This is a genomic window from Roseivivax sediminis (assembly GCF_900112685.1).
Classification (GTDB): Bacteria; Pseudomonadota; Alphaproteobacteria; order Rhodobacterales; family Rhodobacteraceae; genus Roseivivax; species Roseivivax sediminis.
Genome location: NZ_FOMS01000001.1, coordinates 221583 through 238830 on the forward strand (window position 1 = coordinate 221583; position 17248 = coordinate 238830).

Sequence of the window (17248 nt, forward strand, 5' to 3'; positions counted from 1 at the left end):
CAATGGCACGAGCGAAGTTTCTCTGCGACGCCGAACGCTGCATCGAGTGCAACGCCTGCGTCACAGCCTGCAAGAACGAGCACGAGGTCCCCTGGGGCATCAACCGCCGCCGCGTGGTGACGATCCAGGACGGCCAGCCGGGCGAGCGGTCGATCTCGGTCGCCTGCATGCACTGCTCGGACGCGCCCTGCATGGCCGTCTGCCCGGTGGATTGCTTCTACCAGACCTCGGACGGCGTGGTCCTGCACTCCAAGGACCTGTGCATCGGCTGCGGCTACTGCTTCTACGCCTGCCCGTTCGGCGCGCCGCAATACCCGCAGGCCGGAAATTTCGGCAGCCGCGGCAAGATGGACAAATGCACCTTCTGCGCCGGCGGACCCGAGGACGACATGTCGCAGGCGGAGTTCCAGAAATACGGCCGCAACCGCATCGCCGAAGGAAAATTGCCGATCTGCGCCGAGATGTGCTCCACCAAGGCTCTGCTGGCAGGCGACGGCGACATTGTCGCAAACGTCTACCGCGAACGCGTGGTCGCCCGCGGCTTCGGCTCCGGTGCATGGGGCTGGGGGACGGCGTACGACCAGAAAGGCGGATGACCTCGGTACGCTATCTGGTATAATGATCGGATTGCCCGTCCCGCGACGATTGTAGCGGGGCGGCTTTCTGTAATTCTGGCTCGAGCACGGGCCGGCATATCGCGTCAGTCGCTCACCATCGGTCCCGCCGGGCCGAGCGCCCGACCGGCCCGACATGTGGAAGGCATAAGTGAGGGAATATGAGTGACCCGATGCGCACCGAATGGATCCGACCGGTACTTGAGGACATCCGGGATTTCCTGCGGGAGTGCGAACACCCCGAGATGGCGCATGACATCGACAAGTTGATCGAACGTTACAAACACACGCTGGACACACGGAGCGCCAACGAGGATGCGCTGCCGGGCAACGCCATTCCACTCGATCTCTACAGGCCCAGACGCTGATCATGACAACACCGTCCTGGAAGGTCGACAGGCAGGACGGCGCCACCGCGCCGACCGCCTCGCCGGTCCATGCCGGGCTCATCAACCGGCAGGCCTGGGCCGTCCGCTGGGAAGACCGCAAGCAGAGCACAGATCTGGCCCGCGAGGTGCTCAGCCTGCGCCTGCCGCAGGGCAGACAGGGGCCGAGCGTCGGACTCGCCTGCCGCACGCTGGCCTGGCAGGCGCAATGGAGCGGTGAACTCGACGAGGCCGCCGACTTCGCCGCCGAAGCGCTGGAGATCCTGAAGGACGCGCCGCGCATGAGCGTCGCGGTCGGCGACGTTCAGGCGGTCTTTGCCAACATCTATTACGCGCGCAGCCGGCGCGACCTTGCACGCGCATCGATCGAGGCGGGATTCGAGGCGATCGGCGCGGACGAGGCGGTGGCCACCCGGATCGACCTGCTGTGCGCGCAGGCCGCGGTCCTGCGCCAGGGCCGGCACATGAAACCGGCAGCGGAGACGCTGCTCAAGGCCATGTCGATCGCGGAGGGCCCGGAGGTCGCGCGCGTGCACCACGATCTGGCGCGGCTGTTCGAGGCCGACCAGGCCTTCGAAGAGGCGATGAGCCATGCCATGCGCGCTGTATCGGGCGCCCGGGCGCATTCTAACCGCGTGATCCTGCCCTATGCGCTGGAGGTTCTGGGCGCCTGCCACCGGGTGCGCGGCGCGCATGACCGCGCGCGCACCTATCTCGCGGAGGGCCGTGCCATCGCCGAGGCGGACGGCGACCGCCGCGTGCTCTGCCAGGTGCTGCGCCAGATCGCGCTGCTGGAAGCCGACGGTGGGCAGATGCAGGCCGCGCTGCGCGCCGCCGACCGCGGACTGATGATCGCCCGCGAGATGACGCATCCCCTTCTCGAGCGGCAGTTTCTACGACTAATCGCCGAGTCCTACGAGGCGCTTGGCGACACCGATGCAGCTTTGCATGCCTACAAAAGACTCTATCATTTACTCGAAGCCGACTACGAATAACCGGCAGCCGATCGGCCCGGCCGATCACAGCCACCTGGAGGGTCCGAACATGTTGCGCGCGCTTGTCCTGCTTGCACTTCTTGCCTTGGCGCCGACCGCGCCCGCCCTTGCGCAGGCGGTCGATGCGCCCGGCAGCGTGGAGCCTGCTACCGAAGGCAGCACCCCGACACTCGAGGACATCCTGCGCCGCCAGGAGGGCCAGCAGGTCGACCAGGAGGGCCGCCGCGCGATGACCGGCGAAGGCGTTGCCCCGGGCGCATCCGACGACCCGCTCGGCACGCTCGGCGGATCGTCCGACGCCGACCTCTGGCGCGCCTTCCGCTTCGACAACCGCGAAATCACCACCCAGGCCCGCGGCCCGGCCGCCGATGTCATCATGCAGGACCGCGGCATGCAGTGGCTGCAATGGCGCGAGGGGCCGCTGATCACCTGGGGCGGATGGCTGCTGCTGGGCACGATCGCTCTTCTGGCGTTGTTCTACCTGGTCAAGGGCCGCATCCGCATCGACGGGCAGAAGACCGGCCGCCGCATCCTGCGCTTCACCGGGTGGGAACGCTTCGGCCACTGGCTGCTGGCGAGTTCGTTCATCCTGCTCGGCATCACCGGGCTCCTGACGCTGATGGGGCGCAAGTTTCTGATCCCCGCCTTCGGGCACGAGGCGTTCGCGACCCTCGCCATCGCGTCGAAGTGGATCCACAACAACGTCTCCTGGGCGTTCATGCTGGCGCTCGTGTGGATCTTCGTCGCCTGGGTCTGGCACAACATCCCCGACAAGACCGACGCCAAGTGGATCGCCAAGGGCGGCGGCCTGCTGGTGAAGGGGCACCCGCCGGCCAAGAAGTTCAACGCGGGCCAGAAGATGATCTTCTGGTCGGTGGTGATCCTCGGCGCGTCGATCTCCGCTTCGGGTCTGTCGCTGCTCTTCCCGTTCGAGTTGCCGATGTTCGCGCCCACGTTCGAGAAGATCAACGCGCTCGGCGTGCCCGGGTGGTTCGGCTTCGATCCGCTGCCGGTCGCGCTGTCGCCCCACGCGGAGATGCAGTATGCGCAGCTTTGGCACGCCATCGTCGGCTTCGTCCTCATGGCCATCGTGCTGGCGCATATCTACATCGGCTCGATCGGGATGGAGGGCGCCTGGGACGCCATGGGCAAGGGCGACGTGGAAGAGCAATGGGCCGCTGAGCACCATTCCATCTGGTACGAGGAGAAGCGCCAGGAGGGTGAGGTCGCGCCCAAGGGTGCGACACCGGCGGAGTGATGCGGCCGCTCGGCATCGCGCTCGCCGCAGCGCTCTGCGGTCCGGCCGCCGCGGAGACGCTGACCGGCCACGGCGGCCCCGTCATGGGCATCGACGTCGATGCGGGCGGCCAGGTCGCGACGGCGAGCTTCGACAACTCGGTCGGCCTCTGGCAGGAGGGCGAACCCCACTGGCTGGAGGCCCACGAGGCGGCGGTGAACGTGGTGCGCTTCGCCGGCGACGACACTCTCCTGTCGGGCGCCGACGATTTCGACGTGATCCGCTGGAACCTGCCGGAGGGCACGGTCGAGCGGTTGAGCGGCCACCAGGGCAAGGTCATGGGACTCTCGGCCGCCGGCGACATCATCGCTTCGGCCAGCTGGGACGGAACCGTGCGGCTCTGGTCCGGGGGGAAGGCCCGCGTGCTGACCGGCCATGACGGGCCGGTGAACGACGTGACATTCGCGGAAGGCGGCGCGCGGCTCCTGTCCGCTTCGGCCGACGGGACGGTGCGCGTCTGGGACGTGGCCGAGGGCACCGAGATCCGTACATTGGTGAACCACGGCTTCGGCATCAACGAGATCGTGCTCGACGAAGCGGCAGGCTGGCTCGCCTACGGCGCCGTGGACGGCGCCACCCGCATCGTCTCGCCCGAGACCGGGGAGGAGATCGCCGACCTCTCCGCCGGGCGCCGGCCGATCCTCGCGCTCGCCGCCACCCCGGACGGGGAGGCGCTGGCGGTGGGCGACGGCGAGGGCTTCATCCTCGTCGCCGGCACCGCCGACTGGTCCGTCGCGCACGATTTCCGCGCCACGCAGCACGGGCCGATCTGGGCGCTCGCCTTCGCGCCGGACGGGGGCACGCTCTATGCCGCCGGGCTCGACAAGGCCGTCCACACCTGGCCGCTCGCCGCGCTCGGGGAGGCCGAAGCAATGCCGACCGGGAACGAAAGCTTCCTGCGCGCGCCCGAAACCATGTCCAACGGCGAACGACAGTTCCAGCGCAAGTGCTCCATCTGCCACACGCTGACCGGCGACGGCGGCCGCCGCGCCGGCCCGCCGCTGGCCGGGCTCTTCGGGCGCGAGGCGGGCGGCGTGCCGGGCTACCGCTATTCCGATGCGCTCGAGGACAGCCGCCTCCTCTGGACCGCGGAGACCATTGACGCGCTCTTCGATGTCGGGCCGGACCATTACCTGCCGGGCACCAAGATGCCGATGCAGCGGATCGCCCGGCCCGAGGACCGCGCCGACCTCGTGGACTTTCTGGCCCGCGCCACCGCGACCGACACGCCCCCCAAGGAGACCGACGAATGAAAGCGATGCTTCTGGCCTTTGCCGCGACCGCGGTGATCACCGTGGGCGCCTGGTATACCCTCACCCATATCGTCGACTGGAGCGCGGCCGACCGCGCCGCCAGCGGCGAGGCGGTGCGCCTCGGCGGGTCCGGCCCCGACGACGAGGACGAATGACCGCACCGGACGGGCTGACCGGGCGCGTGCTGGAGGCGCTCGGCCTCTCCCCGTCGGGCATCGAGGTCGCGGGCGACGGCGCCCTGCCCTCCGCCTTCCGGACGACAGACCTCCTGGCGGCGTCGCAGGCGGCGCTCGGCGCGGCGCTGCGGGACCTTGTCGGCGGAACGGCCCCGGTGCGCGTGGACCAGCGGCTCGCCTCGCTCTGGGCGGCGCGGTCGATCCAGCCCGAGGGCTGGGCGCTGCCGCCGGTCTGGGACCCTCTCGCCGGCGATTACGCCACGCGCGGCGGCGGCTGGATCCGCCTGCACACCAACGCGCCGCATCACCGCGACGCCGCGCTGCGCGCTCTTGGCGTCGCGGCCGAACGGAACGCGGTGGCCGGCGCCGTCGCCGACTGGGACGCCGACGCGCTGGAGACCGCGGTCGTGGCCGAAGGCGGCGCCGCGGCCGCGATGCGCAGCGCGGCGGAATGGGCCGCCCACCCGCAGGGCGCCGCCGTGACGGCCGAGCCGCTCGTCGCCTTCGAGGGCGCGGCGCACCCACCGCCGACGCTCGGCCCGGAGGCGCGCCCGCTGGCCGGTCTCAAGGTGCTGGACCTCACGCGCGTGCTCGCCGGGCCGGTGGGCACCCGAGCGCTGGCCGGTTACGGGGCGCGCGTGCTGCGCATCGACCCGCCCGGGTTCGACGAGGCGAACGTCGTGCCGGACGTCACGCTCGGCAAGGCCTGCGCACGGCTCGACTTGGCCACCACCGAAGACCGCGCCTTGTTCGAGCGGCGCCTGGCCGAGGCGGACCTCCTGGTGCACGGCTACCGGCCCGGCGCGCTGGACGGGCTCGGCTACGGGGCCGAGACGCGCGCCGCGCTGAACCCCGCTCTGCGCGAGGTCACGCTCTGCGCCTATGGCTGGACCGGGCCCTGGACCGGGCGGCGCGGCTTCGATTCGCTCGTGCAGATGAGCAGCGGCATCGCCGAGGCGGGCATGGGCTGGGCCGGCGCCGACAGGCCCACGCCGCTGCCGGTACAAGCTCTCGACCACGCGACCGGCTACCTGATCGCTGCGGCGGCGCTGAAGCTGCTGAACGGCCGGGCGCGGGTCGCGCGGCTGTCGCTGGCCCGGACGGCGGAGCAGTTGAAGGCCCACCGGCAGGACGACCCCGGCACGCTCGGCACGGCGCCGGAGCCGGGCGACCTCGCAAGCGCTCAGGAGTACACGGCCTGGGGCCCGGCGCGGCGCCTGCGTCCGGCGCTCGAGATGGACGGGATACCGATGCGCTGGTCGCGCCCGGCGGAACCCCTCGGCGCATCCGCGCCCGACTGGCCGAACGCCGCCTGACGGCCCGGTTCGTCAGGTGTTGAAGAGAAAGTGCAGAACGTCGCCGTCCTTCACCCGGTAGGCCTTGCCCTCCGCGCGCATCTTGCCCGCGTCCTTGGCCCCCTGCTCGCCGCCCAGTTCCACGAAATCGTCGTAGGCGATGGTCTCGGCCCGGATGAAGCCCTTCTCGAAATCGCCGTGGATCACGCCCGCCGCCTGCGGCGCCAGCGTGCCTATCGGGATCGTCCAGGCGCGCGCTTCCTTGGGACCGACGGTGAAGTAGGTCTCGAGGCGCAGCAGCCCGTAGCCCGCCTTGATCAGCCGGTCGAGCCCCGCCTCCTTCAGGCCGAGCTCCTCCAGGAACATCTCCGCCGCTTCGGCGTCGAGCTGGCTGATTTCCTCCTCGATCTTGGCGGAAATGACCACATGCGCATTGCCCTGCTCCGCCGCCATCGCCGCGACGCGCTCGGATTGCGCGTTACCCGTGGCCGCCTCGTCCTCGGGCACGTTGCACACGTAAAGCACTGGTTTCTGCGTCAGAAGTTGCAGCATCCGCCAGGCCTTGAGGTCGTCCTCGGCCACCTCGACGGTACGAACCGGCCGGCCGTCCTCCAGCGCGGCGAGCGCATCCTTCAGAAGGCGCTCGTGCTGCACCGCCTCCTTGTCGCCGCCGCGCACCTTGCGGACGATGTTCTGCAGCCGCTTCTCGATCGACTCCATGTCGGCGATCATCAGCTCGGTCTCGATGGTCTCGGCGTCCGCGACCGGATCGACGCGGCCCTCGACATGCGTGACGTCGCCATCCTCGAAACAGCGCAGGACATGGGCGATGGCATCCACCTCGCGGATATTGGCGAGGAACTGGTTGCCGAGCCCCTCGCCCTTAGAGGCGCCCTTCACCAGCCCGGCGATATCCACGAAGGTCAGGCGGGTCGGAATGACCGAGCGCGACTTGGCGATCTCGGCCAGCGTGTCGAGGCGGCGGTCGGGGACCGCGACCTCGCCGACGTTGGGCTCGATGGTGCAGAACGGAAAGTTCGCCGCCTGCGCCGCGGCGGTCCGGGTCAGCGCGTTGAAGAGCGTCGATTTGCCCACGTTCGGCAAGCCGACGATGCCCATGCGAAAGCCCATGATCCGTTCTCCACGCCTCGTGTGATGTATCGGCGCGTGTCTAGGCGCGCCGCGCGGCACGTGCAAGCGGGACGGCGCGCCCCCGCCAGACCACCCGGCCCGATGCCGCAGCGCTCGCATGACCGCCCGCCGGCCCCTTCCGCGCCGCCCGCATATTCATCTGCCCGAAAATATCCCGGGGGAGTCGCCGCAGGCGACGGGGGCAGAGCCCCCTCTTCCCTCCTCCACCCGCGTCAGGCGGCTCGGACCGTACCCACCAGCCCCGGCACGATCTGCCGCCAGAACCGCAGCAGCAGCATCACCGCCGCCGCGCTGAGGCCAACCACCAGCCCGAACCACACGCCCGGCCCGCCCCAACCGAACACGAAGCCGCAGACCCACGCAGCCGGCATACCGACGCCCCAATAGGCCAAAGCCGCCATGAGCATCGGAACGCGCGTATCCTGAACCCCGCGCAAGAGTCCCAGCGCCACCACCTGCGCGCCGTCCACCAGCTGAAACAGTGCCGCGACTGCGAGAAGCACGACGCCCGAAGCCACGATCTCCGCCCGGTCGGGGTCGGCAGGGTCGAGGAAGGCGCCCACCAGCGGCTCGGGCAGGCCGAGAAGCAGCGCGACGGTCAGGAGCGACGCCACCGCCGACATCGCCAGCACCGTCCAGGCACCGCGCGCCAGGTGCGCCGCGTCGCGGCGGCCGAAGGCGTTGCCTGCCCGCACCGTCGCCGCGTTCGACAGGCCGACATGGATCATGAACGCCGCCGTGGCGAGCTGCACCGCGATCCCGTGCGCGGCCAGCGGCACGGTTCCCAACCAGCCCATCATGAGCGCCGAGGCCGCGAAGAGCCCGATCTCCGACAGGTTGGTCAGGCCGATCGGCCAGCCCAGGCGGAAGACCTCGAAGAACATCTCCCAGTCGGCGCGCCAGAACCGGGCGAAGAGATCGTGCTCGGGCAGTTTCGCCTTGGCATAGACGACGACTCCGACCAGGCTCACCCCGTGCGTCAGGACCGAAGCGATGGCGGCGCCGCGGATGCCGAGCTCGGGCATCCCCAGATTGCCGAAGATCAGCACGTAGTTGAACGCGACGTTCAGCACCGCCGCGAGGCAGGTGATCCAGAACACGATCCGCGTGTGCTCGAGCCCGGCGAGGTAGCTCTTGAGCACCAGCACGCCCAGCGCCGGCGCCATGCCCCAGAGCGCGATGCGCAGGTAGACCTGCGCGTTCGCGGCCACGCTCTCGGCCTGCCCCAGCGCGCGCAGCAGCGGGTCGGAGAACCACAGGAGCGGCCCGGCCGCGAGGCAGAAGAGCAGCGACAGCCAGAGGCCCATGCGCGTCGCGCGCCGGATCCGCATCTGGTCGTCCTGCGCGGCGTAGCTTGCGACCATCGGCATCACCGCCCAGGCCACCCCCGCGCCCAGCAGGAACAGCGTGATGAAGGCGGTATGCGCGAGCGTCAGCGCCGCAAGTTCTTCCGCCCCGTACCAGCCGATCATCACCGTGTCGGTCAGCCCGATGGCGAACTGCGCCAGGTGCCCGCCGACAAGCGGCAGGCCCAGCGTCAGCACCGCGCGGACGTGCTGGGGATAGGGCATCTGGGCGGACATGGCCGCGCTCTACGCTGCGCCTCTTTCGGCGGCAAGACGGCTCAGACCGCCCGCAAAAGAAGCTGCAGCGCCAGGAGAGCGACGATACTCCCCGCCATCGCCTCGATTCCCGCCAGAATCCGCGCAGCGCCGGGGCCGGCCGCGATTCGCGCAACGGCGCCTTCGCGGAAGGCGACGGCGGCGATGGCAACGCCCACGGTGATCGCGGCGGTGCCCAGCCCCATCGCGAAGGTCGCGAGGATGCCGGCGCCGGCGATCTCCATGCGCCAGGTCAGGATCAGCAGGAACAGCGCGCCGGTGCAGGGCCGGATCGCCACCGCCGCAATCAGCGCCGCCGCCTCCCGGAGCGAGCCGACGCGCGCCGCCTCTTCGGCGGTCGGCGCGTGGCGGTGGCCGCAGGAGGGGCAGACACCGTCGTCGTGATGGTGGTGATCGGCATGGTCGTCGTGCGCATGGCCGGCATCGTGATCGTGCCCGTGACGGTCGCCGGCCGCATCCGCCGCGCGATGGACGTGCCCATGCTCGTGCGCGGAGGCATGAGGGTGGACGTGGCCGCCGGCATGCGCGCCCGCCGCGACCGGCGCGACGGCAAAGCGCGGCGAAAGCGCCAGTAACCGCCGCAAGCCCCTGACCAGAAGGTAGAGTCCGATCAGCCCGATGGCGATGTAGCTTGCCGGGGCGAACCAGCGCTCGGCGGCGGCGGTCATCTCCGTCCGGCCCCAGCCCAGGAGCCACAGGCCGCCATAGACCAGCGCAACTGCCGCCGCCGCCTGCGCCAGGCTGGACGCGAGCGCCAGGCCCGACAGTTTCAGGAGCGCCACGCGGCGCCCGACCCCGTAGCCGCCGATCAGCACCTTGCCGTGGCCCGGCCCCGCGGCGTGAAAGACCCCGTAGGTGAAGGCCAGACCGCAGAGCGCCGCCAACGCCCCCGGCTCGCCTGCGCGCAGGCTGCGCAGCGCGCCGGCCATGGCCCTCTGCGCCTCGGCCTGCCCGGACGCGGCCCGCGCGGCCACCAGATCCGCGCCGCCGAATCCCCAGAGCCAGACCGCGAGCGCCGCCACGGCGGCCGACAGGATCAGGAGGAGTGCGCGCATGTCAGCGTGATGTCGTCGGCGTAGTGGATGCCGAGCTCGAGCACCTCGAACTGGTCCTCGCTGTAATCGGTGAGCGCCTCCGCAAGGGCTTCCTCGCCCGCGTCGGGATCGGGGGGCGTGACATCCGCGCGGCACGCTCCGTCGACCCTGACCTCGTCCAGCGTGTAGGCGACGTAGTAGGTCGGATCGTATTGCCGGAAGGTCGCACCCTCTGCCGGAGCGTCCGGCACGGTGCGTGTGTGGGTGGAGACGATCTTGCCGTCAACCACGTCGATCCCGGTGGAGACGGGACGCCCCAGCGCCACCTTCTCTCCGTCGGCGTGAAGGTAGAGATCGCCCTCGAACCCTTCCGGCCAGACCTCGAAGTCGAAGCCCATCAGCTCCGCCTTCTCGGCCTCCGTCAGCACACCGTCGGCATCGGCGTCGAGTCCCATGTCCTCCAGGATCAGGAGAGTGAAGAATTCGTCGTAGGTCCAGGTCATCTCGGTGCCGGTGATCCGGCCGTCCTCGTCCACCTTTATCGTCAGCTCGGTGTCGACGAAGACATGAGGATGCGCGGCGAGCGGGAGCGGAAGAGCGGCGCAGAGCGCGATGAGTGCGGGTCGGATCATGTTCTCCGGATACAGCGGAGCGGCGGGGTCTGACAAGATCGCCGGTGAGCGGACGACCGCTTGCGGCGGGTCCGCGCGCGCACCGAAACGAAGATGCGCGAGCCGGTTTCTTCCCTCGAAATCAATCCCTTGCGCACGACGACAGGACTCCGCGGCCGTGCCGCGGCGGAGCCGATCACGCGGAGTTCAGCGGACCGAGCCCCGAGGCGGTCACGGCCGCTCCATCCCCAGCGCGTCGCGCCAGGAATGTTTCGGCGCGAAGCCGAGAAGGCGCCGCGCCTTTTCGATGTCGTAGAACGTTTCCCATTCGCCCATCTCGCGGCGGCGCCGCACGCCGGGATAGAAGCGCTCCGCCACTTCGGCCGACGGGATGCCGACCGAACTGTCGGGGTTGGCGACGTTGAACACCTCGTAACCCAGACCGTCGCTGTTCAGGCAGCATTCCACCATGTGCCCCAGGTCGCGGGCGTCGATATAGGCAAAGATATTGCGGCGCCGCATCTCGGGGTGCTGCAGGTATGTGGGGAAGTCGGTGGCGTATTCGTGCGGTTCGATCACGTTGTTGATGCGCAGCCCGTAGATGTCGACGCCGCTGCGCGCCTGGAAGCTGCGCGCCGTGACCTCGTTGGCGACCTTCGACATGGCGTAGCTGTCGTGCGGGATCGTCGGATGCGCCTCGTCCACCGGGATGTAGTCCGGCGCCTTGTCGCCGGGGGCGAAGCAGATGCCGTAGGTCGTCTCGGACGAGGCGAAGATCACCTTGCGGATGCCCAGTTTCACCGCCGCCTCGATCACGTTGTAGGTCGACAGAACGTTTGTGCGGTAGGTCTCCCCGTCCGGGGCGATGAGGATGCGCGGCAGGGCGGCGAAATGCACGACCGCGTCGAAGCGGTCGCGGGCGGCGGGATCGTCGAGCTCACCGATATTGCCGAGCTGGGTGAGCGCGCCCCAGACCTGCCCGCTGTCGGTCAGATCGACGCGCAGGTCGTCGACGCCGGTCTCGCCGAGGGGATGCAGATCGGCGTTGACGATGGTGTGCCCGAGATCGCGGAGGTACGGCACGACATGGCGGCCGGCCTTGCCGGTGCCGCCGGTGAAGAGGATGCGCATGAGAACGTCTCCCTGGAGTTACCAGCAGGCGCGGTAGACCTGCAGCGCCGGCCCCGCCTCGGGCGCCGTCACCGAGGCGCCCGAGGACAGGCTGAAGGTCACCGGGTCGGACGCGGCCGCGAGCACCTGGCGCGAGGGATCGTTCGGCGCGACCGAGCCGACCCAGAGCCCGCCGGAGCCGTCGTCGTCCGCCTGCCCGGTCATGGAGACCGTCGCCTGCAACCCGCCTGCGGCGATGGTCAGCACCTCGCCGGTCCCGGGGCGCGCGGGCGCGTCGTAGGTCCAGGCGACAACGCGGGCACCGGCCGGCGTGGCGCGGCAGGCGACCGAGACCTCCGCCCGTCCGCCCACCGGGCCGAAGGCCGCCGAGACCGGATCGCTCTGGACGGTCCAACCGTAGCCCTGGGTCGGGGCGGGTCCGTCCGCGCCCGGGCCCATGCCGGTATCGCAGGCGGCAAGAAGGAGGGCGGCGGGCAGGACGAGAAGCGGGGCGGATTTCATTCGGTCGATGTCCTTCGGGTTCTGTCGCGTTGCACGCCAGCATAGCGCCCCACGCGGCGCTGCACAGGGGGGCGAGCGGCGATGCGGCAGCGCGGCGCGCAATCGCCATTGATTTCCGCGCCCGGCGCTGGCACGTCGATCGGCGACATTTGAGGGAGGGATCGTCCATGACGCGGATCGACAGGCGCTTCGCGGCGCTGAAGGCCGAGGGCCGCAAGGCGTTCGTGGCCTACATCATGGCCGGCGATCCGGACGTGGAACGCTCTCTCGCGGTGATGAAGGGCCTGCCGGAGGCCGGCGTCGACGTGATCGAGCTGGGCGTGCCCTTCACCGATCCGATGGCCGACGGCCCGACGATCCAGGCGGCGGGCCAGCGGGCGCTCGCCGGGCACATGACGCTCGACAAGACGCTGGAGATGGTGCGCGACTTCCGCGCCGGGGACGCGGAGACGCCGATCGTGCTGATGGGGTACTACAACCCGATCTATTCGCGCGGCGTGGACCGTTTCCTCGCCGAGGCGCAGGCGGCCGGGATCGACGGGCTGATCGTCGTCGACCTGCCCCCCGAGGAGGATGACGAGCTGTGCATCCCGGCGCAGAAGGCCGGGATCGACTTCATCCGCCTCGCCACGCCGACGACGGACGACAAGCGCCTGCCGAAGGTGCTCGAGAACACGTCGGGCTTCGTCTACTATGTGTCGATCACCGGGATCACCGGCGCCGCGGCGGCCGAGGCGACCGAGGTCGGCCCGGAAGTGTCGCGCATCAAGGCGAAGACCGACCTGCCGGTGATCGTCGGCTTCGGCATCCGCACCCCCGAGAGCGCGCGCGACATCGCCGGCATCGCGGATGGCTGCGTCGTCGGGTCGGCCATCGTCTCCGAGATCGCGGCGGAGAAACCGGTCGACGAGGTGCTGCGCTTCGTCAGGGGCCTCGCCGACGGGGCGCACTCGGCCTGAGCCGCGGGTGGGCGAATCGCCCACCCTACCAGCGGCGGCGCCCAGAGGACCGGCCTGAAGGCGGCGGGACAGCGCCGGTCCGTGGGTTGGCGCTCGGTACCTTCAAGGTCGGCGCTTTATGGAAGCCAATCCCCTCCGCAATCCGAACGGTGCACGAGGGTGACAAAGCGCCGACCCGCGGGGACGGGCCGGCGCTGGCCCGGCGCCTTCGGCTTGACTTCGGGCCGAGTTGCGCGGGGCTCGGCGGCCAGCTTGCCCGCGGCCTTCGCGCCAAGCCTTCGGCTTACCCTCCCCTCCCATAACCTTGCGCCCCGGCCCTTCGGGCTCTATCTCCCGCCCCGCGGGCGTTAGCCCGTGCGCCCGCGCCGACCTTATGGCCCGACAGCGAGATGCACAGGAGCCGCACCATGCCCGAGACGCCCTATTACCTCATCGACAAGGCGCGCCTCCTGCCGAATCTCGAGAAGATCGCCTGGCTGCGCGAGAACTCCGGCGCCAAGTCGCTGCTGGCGCTGAAATGCTTCGCGACCTGGGGCGTGTTCGACCTGATGCGCGAGTACATGGACGGCACCACCTCCTCCTCGCTCTTCGAGGTCAAGCTCGGCGCGGAGGAGTTCGGCGGCGAAACGCACGCCTATTGCGTCGCCTGGGCCGACCACGAGATCGACGAGGTCATCCGCGTCTCGGACAAGGTGATCTTCAACACAGCCAACCAGCTGCGGCGCTTCGACAGCCAGAGCGCGAACCACACGCGCGGGCTGCGCGTGAACCCCGGCGTGTCGACCTCGGATTTCGACCTCGCCGATCCGGCGCGGCCGTTCTCGCGCCTCGGAGAACACGCGCCCGAGGATATCGAGCCGGTCAAGGACATGATCTCGGGCTTCATGTTCCACAACAATTGCGAGAACGCGAGCTTCGAGCGCTTCGACGCCATGCTCGGCATGATCGAGCAGCGCTTCGGGCACCTCATCCGGCAGATGGACTGGATCAGCCTCGGCGGCGGCATCCACTTCACCGGCGAGGACTATCCGCTCGACAAGCTGGCCGAACGGCTCAAGCGCTTCGGCGGGCAGAACGAGGTGCAGGTCTACCTCGAACCCGGCGAAGCGGCGATCACCAACTCGACGACGCTCGAAGTCACGGTGCTCGACACGCTGTTCAACGGCAAGAACCTCGCCATCGTGGACTCGTCGGTCGAGGCGCACATGCTCGACCTTCTGATCTACCGCGAAAGCGGCCATGTCGCCCCGAACGAGGGGCCCGAGGAATGGATGATCTGCGGCAAGTCCTGCCTGGCCGGCGACATCTTCGGCGAGTTCCGCTTCCCCGAGGCGCTGAGGCCCGGCGACCGGCTGTCGCTTCAGGACGCGGGCGGTTACACGATGGTCAAGAAGAACTGGTTCAACGGCGTCAAGATGCCGGCCATCGCCATCCGCGAGACCGACGGGACGGAGCGCCTCGTGCGCGATTTCGGCTACGACGATTTCAAGGCGGCGCTCGGCTGAGAGCGCCCGAAACCCACCCTGTAGACCAAGGGGGTCCCTCTCCTCATGAAAAAGAACGTCCTGATCATCGGCGCCGGCGGCGTCGCCCAGGTGGTCGCGCACAAATGCGCGCAGAACAACGACATCCTAGGCGATCTGCACATCGCCTCGCGCACGAAGTCGAAATGCGACGCCATCGTCGAAAGCGTGCACGAGAAGAAGGCCATGAAGCAGGACGGCGTGTTCGAGACCCATCAGCTCGACGCGACGAAGCCCGACGATGTGGCCGATCTGATCCGCAAGACAGGCTGCGAGATCGTCATCAACGTCGGTACCGCCTTCGTGAACATGCACGTCCTCGACGGGTGCCTCGCGACCGGCGCGGCCTATATCGACACCGCGATCCACGAAGAGCCCGACAAGATCTGCGAAACCCCGCCGTGGTACGCCAACTACGAGTGGAAGAAGAAGGACGCCTGCACGGAAAAGGGCGTGACCGCGATCCTCGGCGCAGGCTTCGATCCGGGCGTCGTCAACGCCTTCGCGCGGTTTGCCATCGACGAATACATGGACGAGGTGAAATCCATCGACATCGTCGACGTGAACGCCGGCAGCCACGGCAAGTATTTCGCCACGAACTTCGACCCCGAGATCAACTTCCGCGAATTCACCGGCGTCGTCTACTACTGGGAGGACGGCCAGTGGAAGGAAAAGCAGATGTTCGAGACCGGCCACGAATGGGATCTGCCGGTCGTGGGCAAGCAGATGGCCTACCAGTCCGGCCATGACGAGGTGCATTCGCTGGCCACCAACTACCCGCAGGCCGACGTGCGGTTCTGGATGGGCTTCGGTGAGCATTACATCAACGTCTTCACGGTGCTGAAGAACATCGGGCTTCTGTCCGAACACCCCGTCAAGCTGGCCGAGGGCCAGGAGGTGGTGCCGCTGAAGGTGGTGAAGGCCTGCCTGCCCGATCCGTCGAGCCTTGCGCCGAACTATACCGGCAAGACCTGCATAGGCGACCTGGTGAAGGGCACCAGGGACGGCAAGGACACGGAGGTCTTCGTCTACAACGTGGCCGACCACAAGGACGCCTATACCGAGGTCGGATCGCAGGGCATCTCCTACACCGCCGGCGTGCCGCCGGTCGCCGCGGCGATCCTGATCGCCGAAGGCGACTGGGACGCCGGCACCATGAAGAACGTGGAGGAAATGGACCCCAAGCCGTTCTTCACCGTGCTCGACCGGATCGGCCTGCCGACCCGCGTGTCGTTCGAGGGCAAGGACACGGCCTGGAACGCCTGAGCGACCGCGCGGCCCCGGGCGAGCGCAGCCGGGGCCGCGCCGGCGGGCAAATCGGCCCGTCCTCCGAGAAAACACATCCAGCGACAGGGGCAACGTTGCCGGACCGGCCGCCGCTTGCTAGTGCTTCGGCACCGGTTCGGAGGAGTCTGTCATGCCTGTCATAACCGAGATCGAGGATCTCAAGCGCATCTACCGGCGCCGCGTGCCGAAGATGTTCTACGACTACTGCGAATCCGGCAGCTGGACCGAGCAGACCTTCCGCGAGAATTCCTCGGATTTCGACAAGCTCTACCTGCGCCAGCGCGTCGCCAAGAACCTGACCGACCGCAGCACCGCCAGCACCATGCTTGGCAAGGACGTCTCGATGCCGGTGGCGCTCGCCCCGGTGGGCATGACCGGAATGCAGAACGCCGACGGCGAGATCAAGGCGGCCAAGGCGGCCGAAGCCTTCGGTGTGCCCTACACGCTGTCGACCATGTCGATCTGTTCGATCGAGGATGTCGCCGCGAACACCTCGAAACCGTTCTGGCTGCAGGTCTACACACTCAACGACGACGATTACATGCAGCGCCTCTTCGACCGGGCGAAGGCGGCCGAATGCTCTGCGGCGGTGATCACGGTCGATCTGCAGCTCCTCGGACAGCGCCACAAGGACCTCAAGAACGGTCTCTCTGCGCCGCCGAAGCCGACGCTTCGCAACATGGTGGACCTGTCGACGAAGTGGGGCTGGGGCCTGGAAATGCTTCAGACCAAGCGGCGCCAGTTCGGCAACATCGTGGGCCACGTCTCGGGCATCAACGATCCTTCCTCGCTGATCGCCTGGACCCATGCCAAGTTCGACCAGTCGCTCGACTGGGACCGCATCCGGACCTTCCGCGACATGTGGAACGGCCCCCTGATCATCAAGGGCATCATGGAACCCGAGGATGCCCGGCAGGCGGTGAACGTGGGCGCCGACGCGATCATCGTGTCGAACCACGGCGGCCGGCAGCTCGACGGGGCGCTGTCCTCGATCCGCGCGCTCGGCCCGGTGCTGGAAGCTGTGGGCGACAAGGTCGAGGTGCATCTCGATTCGGGCATCCGGTCGGGCCAGGATGTGCTGAAGGCGCTGGCGATGGGCGCGCACGGCGTGCATATCGGCCGCGCCTACATCTACGGGCTGGGCGCGATGGGTCAGGCGGGCGTGACCAAGGCGCTCGAGGTCATCCGCAACGAACTCGACATCTCCATGGCACTGTGCGGAAAGCGGCACGTGACCGACGTGGACCGCGAGATCCTGCTGGTGCCCGAGGGCTTCTCGGGCCGGTGGGAGGATTCGCTACGGAACGGCTGACGACGTGTGCGGGCGAGGCCCGAGAGAGCTCTGCCCCCCGCGCCTGCGGCGACCCCCGGGGGCTATCCGGCAAGAAGAAGACAGGGGGGGCGCGCACCGG

17 protein-coding genes are annotated in these 17248 nt (G+C 69.0%); 11 read left to right on the forward strand and 6 right to left on the reverse strand.

Annotated elements, in window-relative coordinates:
- Nucleotides 1-2 precede the first annotated feature (2 nt).
- The 7 genes from fdh3B to F3H57_RS01155 all read left to right on the forward strand — a co-directional run bounded on the left by fdh3B (nucleotide 3) and on the right by F3H57_RS01155 (nucleotide 6037).
- Nucleotides 3-596 carry a formate dehydrogenase FDH3 subunit beta gene (fdh3B, locus tag F3H57_RS01130; protein ID WP_149754033.1) on the forward strand — a complete coding sequence of 198 codons (594 nt, stop codon included), beginning with the start codon at nucleotides 3-5 and terminating at the stop codon, nucleotides 594-596.
- Between the two features lie 179 nt (nucleotides 597-775).
- The gene (locus F3H57_RS01135; RefSeq protein WP_149754034.1) at nucleotides 776-982 is read left to right on the forward strand and encodes a hypothetical protein; all 207 of its coding nucleotides are present in this window, start codon (nucleotides 776-778) and stop codon (nucleotides 980-982) included.
- A gap of 2 nt (nucleotides 983-984) precedes the next feature.
- On the forward strand, nucleotides 985-1995 hold the full coding sequence (locus F3H57_RS01140; protein ID WP_149754035.1) for a tetratricopeptide repeat protein: 1011 nt from the start codon (nucleotides 985-987) through the stop codon (nucleotides 1993-1995).
- A 49-nt stretch (nucleotides 1996-2044) separates the two neighbouring features.
- Entirely contained in the window at nucleotides 2045-3253 is a 1209-nt protein-coding gene (locus F3H57_RS01145; RefSeq protein WP_149754036.1) for a formate dehydrogenase subunit gamma, read from the forward strand.
- Complete coding sequence (locus F3H57_RS01150; protein WP_149754037.1) at nucleotides 3253-4545, forward strand: c-type cytochrome; 1293 nt, start codon at nucleotides 3253-3255, stop codon at nucleotides 4543-4545. The genes F3H57_RS01145 and F3H57_RS01150 overlap by 1 nt, the downstream gene beginning before the upstream one ends.
- Nucleotides 4542-4700: a hypothetical protein gene (locus F3H57_RS22055; protein ID WP_188129568.1), complete on the forward strand. Its 159-nt coding sequence runs from the start codon at nucleotides 4542-4544 to the stop codon at nucleotides 4698-4700. The genes F3H57_RS01150 and F3H57_RS22055 overlap by 4 nt, the downstream gene beginning before the upstream one ends.
- On the forward strand, nucleotides 4697-6037 hold the full coding sequence (locus tag F3H57_RS01155) for a CoA transferase (protein ID WP_149754038.1): 1341 nt from the start codon (nucleotides 4697-4699) through the stop codon (nucleotides 6035-6037). Before F3H57_RS22055 ends, F3H57_RS01155 begins: the two co-directional genes overlap by 4 nt.
- 12 nt (nucleotides 6038-6049) lie before the next feature.
- On the opposite strand, the gene ychF is transcribed toward F3H57_RS01155, so the two are convergent.
- The 6 genes from ychF to F3H57_RS01185 all read right to left on the reverse strand — a co-directional run bounded on the left by ychF (nucleotide 6050) and on the right by F3H57_RS01185 (nucleotide 12067).
- The gene (gene ychF, locus F3H57_RS01160) at nucleotides 6050-7147 is read right to left on the reverse strand and encodes a redox-regulated ATPase YchF (protein ID WP_149754039.1); all 1098 of its coding nucleotides are present in this window, start codon (nucleotides 7145-7147) and stop codon (nucleotides 6050-6052) included.
- A gap of 233 nt (nucleotides 7148-7380) precedes the next feature.
- The gene (locus F3H57_RS01165) at nucleotides 7381-8751 is read right to left on the reverse strand and encodes an MATE family efflux transporter (RefSeq protein WP_149754040.1); all 1371 of its coding nucleotides are present in this window, start codon (nucleotides 8749-8751) and stop codon (nucleotides 7381-7383) included.
- A 41-nt stretch (nucleotides 8752-8792) separates the two neighbouring features.
- Nucleotides 8793-9845, reverse strand: coding sequence for a nickel/cobalt transporter (locus tag F3H57_RS01170; RefSeq protein ID WP_149754041.1), 1053 nt, complete (start codon nucleotides 9843-9845; stop codon nucleotides 8793-8795).
- Nucleotides 9827-10456, reverse strand: coding sequence for a DUF1007 family protein (locus F3H57_RS01175; RefSeq protein WP_149754042.1), 630 nt, complete (start codon nucleotides 10454-10456; stop codon nucleotides 9827-9829). The genes F3H57_RS01170 and F3H57_RS01175 overlap by 19 nt, the downstream gene beginning before the upstream one ends.
- Before the next feature lie 210 nt (nucleotides 10457-10666).
- Complete coding sequence (locus tag F3H57_RS01180; RefSeq protein ID WP_149754043.1) at nucleotides 10667-11566, reverse strand: NAD-dependent epimerase/dehydratase family protein; 900 nt, start codon at nucleotides 11564-11566, stop codon at nucleotides 10667-10669.
- 18 nt (nucleotides 11567-11584) lie between these two features.
- Nucleotides 11585-12067: a hypothetical protein gene (locus F3H57_RS01185; protein WP_149754044.1), complete on the reverse strand. Its 483-nt coding sequence runs from the start codon at nucleotides 12065-12067 to the stop codon at nucleotides 11585-11587.
- A gap of 167 nt (nucleotides 12068-12234) precedes the next feature.
- Here F3H57_RS01185 and trpA point away from each other — a divergent pair, with 167 nt between their 5' ends.
- The 4 genes from trpA to F3H57_RS01205 all read left to right on the forward strand — a co-directional run bounded on the left by trpA (nucleotide 12235) and on the right by F3H57_RS01205 (nucleotide 17148).
- A complete protein-coding gene (gene trpA / locus F3H57_RS01190; RefSeq protein WP_149754045.1) occupies nucleotides 12235-13026 on the forward strand; it encodes a tryptophan synthase subunit alpha in 792 nt (263 codons plus the stop codon).
- Between the two features lie 407 nt (nucleotides 13027-13433).
- Nucleotides 13434-14531 (forward strand): carboxynorspermidine decarboxylase, encoded by a 1098-nt coding sequence (locus F3H57_RS01195; RefSeq protein ID WP_149754046.1) that lies wholly within the window; start codon nucleotides 13434-13436, stop codon nucleotides 14529-14531.
- A 45-nt stretch (nucleotides 14532-14576) separates the two neighbouring features.
- On the forward strand, nucleotides 14577-15815 hold the full coding sequence (locus F3H57_RS01200; RefSeq protein ID WP_149754047.1) for a saccharopine dehydrogenase family protein: 1239 nt from the start codon (nucleotides 14577-14579) through the stop codon (nucleotides 15813-15815).
- A 151-nt stretch (nucleotides 15816-15966) separates the two neighbouring features.
- Nucleotides 15967-17148, forward strand: a complete 1182-nt coding sequence (locus tag F3H57_RS01205) for an alpha-hydroxy acid oxidase (protein ID WP_149754048.1) — start codon at nucleotides 15967-15969, stop codon at nucleotides 17146-17148.
- Nucleotides 17149-17248: the final 100 nt, after the last annotated feature.

Excerpts from the sequence above, each read along its gene's own strand:
- fdh3B (WP_149754033.1), top strand. The coding sequence starts at position 3 with ATGGCACGAGCGAAGTTTCTCTGCGACGCCGAACGCTGCATCGAGTGC.
- F3H57_RS01135 (WP_149754034.1), top strand. The coding sequence starts at position 776 with ATGAGTGACCCGATGCGCACCGAATGGATCCGACCGGTACTTGAGGAC.
- F3H57_RS01140 (WP_149754035.1), top strand. The coding sequence starts at position 985 with ATGACAACACCGTCCTGGAAGGTCGACAGGCAGGACGGCGCCACCGCG.
- F3H57_RS01145 (WP_149754036.1), top strand. The coding sequence starts at position 2,045 with ATGTTGCGCGCGCTTGTCCTGCTTGCACTTCTTGCCTTGGCGCCGACC.
- F3H57_RS01150 (WP_149754037.1), top strand. The coding sequence starts at position 3,253 with ATGCGGCCGCTCGGCATCGCGCTCGCCGCAGCGCTCTGCGGTCCGGCC.
- F3H57_RS22055 (WP_188129568.1), top strand. The coding sequence starts at position 4,542 with ATGAAAGCGATGCTTCTGGCCTTTGCCGCGACCGCGGTGATCACCGTG.
- F3H57_RS01155 (WP_149754038.1), top strand. The coding sequence starts at position 4,697 with ATGACCGCACCGGACGGGCTGACCGGGCGCGTGCTGGAGGCGCTCGGC.
- ychF (WP_149754039.1), bottom strand. The coding sequence starts at position 7,147 with ATGGGCTTTCGCATGGGCATCGTCGGCTTGCCGAACGTGGGCAAATCG.
- F3H57_RS01165 (WP_149754040.1), bottom strand. The coding sequence starts at position 8,751 with ATGTCCGCCCAGATGCCCTATCCCCAGCACGTCCGCGCGGTGCTGACG.
- F3H57_RS01170 (WP_149754041.1), bottom strand. The coding sequence starts at position 9,845 with ATGCGCGCACTCCTCCTGATCCTGTCGGCCGCCGTGGCGGCGCTCGCG.
- F3H57_RS01175 (WP_149754042.1), bottom strand. The coding sequence starts at position 10,456 with ATGATCCGACCCGCACTCATCGCGCTCTGCGCCGCTCTTCCGCTCCCG.
- F3H57_RS01180 (WP_149754043.1), bottom strand. The coding sequence starts at position 11,566 with ATGCGCATCCTCTTCACCGGCGGCACCGGCAAGGCCGGCCGCCATGTC.
- F3H57_RS01185 (WP_149754044.1), bottom strand. The coding sequence starts at position 12,067 with ATGAAATCCGCCCCGCTTCTCGTCCTGCCCGCCGCCCTCCTTCTTGCC.
- trpA (WP_149754045.1), top strand. The coding sequence starts at position 12,235 with ATGACGCGGATCGACAGGCGCTTCGCGGCGCTGAAGGCCGAGGGCCGC.
- F3H57_RS01195 (WP_149754046.1), top strand. The coding sequence starts at position 13,434 with ATGCCCGAGACGCCCTATTACCTCATCGACAAGGCGCGCCTCCTGCCG.
- F3H57_RS01200 (WP_149754047.1), top strand. The coding sequence starts at position 14,577 with ATGAAAAAGAACGTCCTGATCATCGGCGCCGGCGGCGTCGCCCAGGTG.
- F3H57_RS01205 (WP_149754048.1), top strand. The coding sequence starts at position 15,967 with ATGCCTGTCATAACCGAGATCGAGGATCTCAAGCGCATCTACCGGCGC.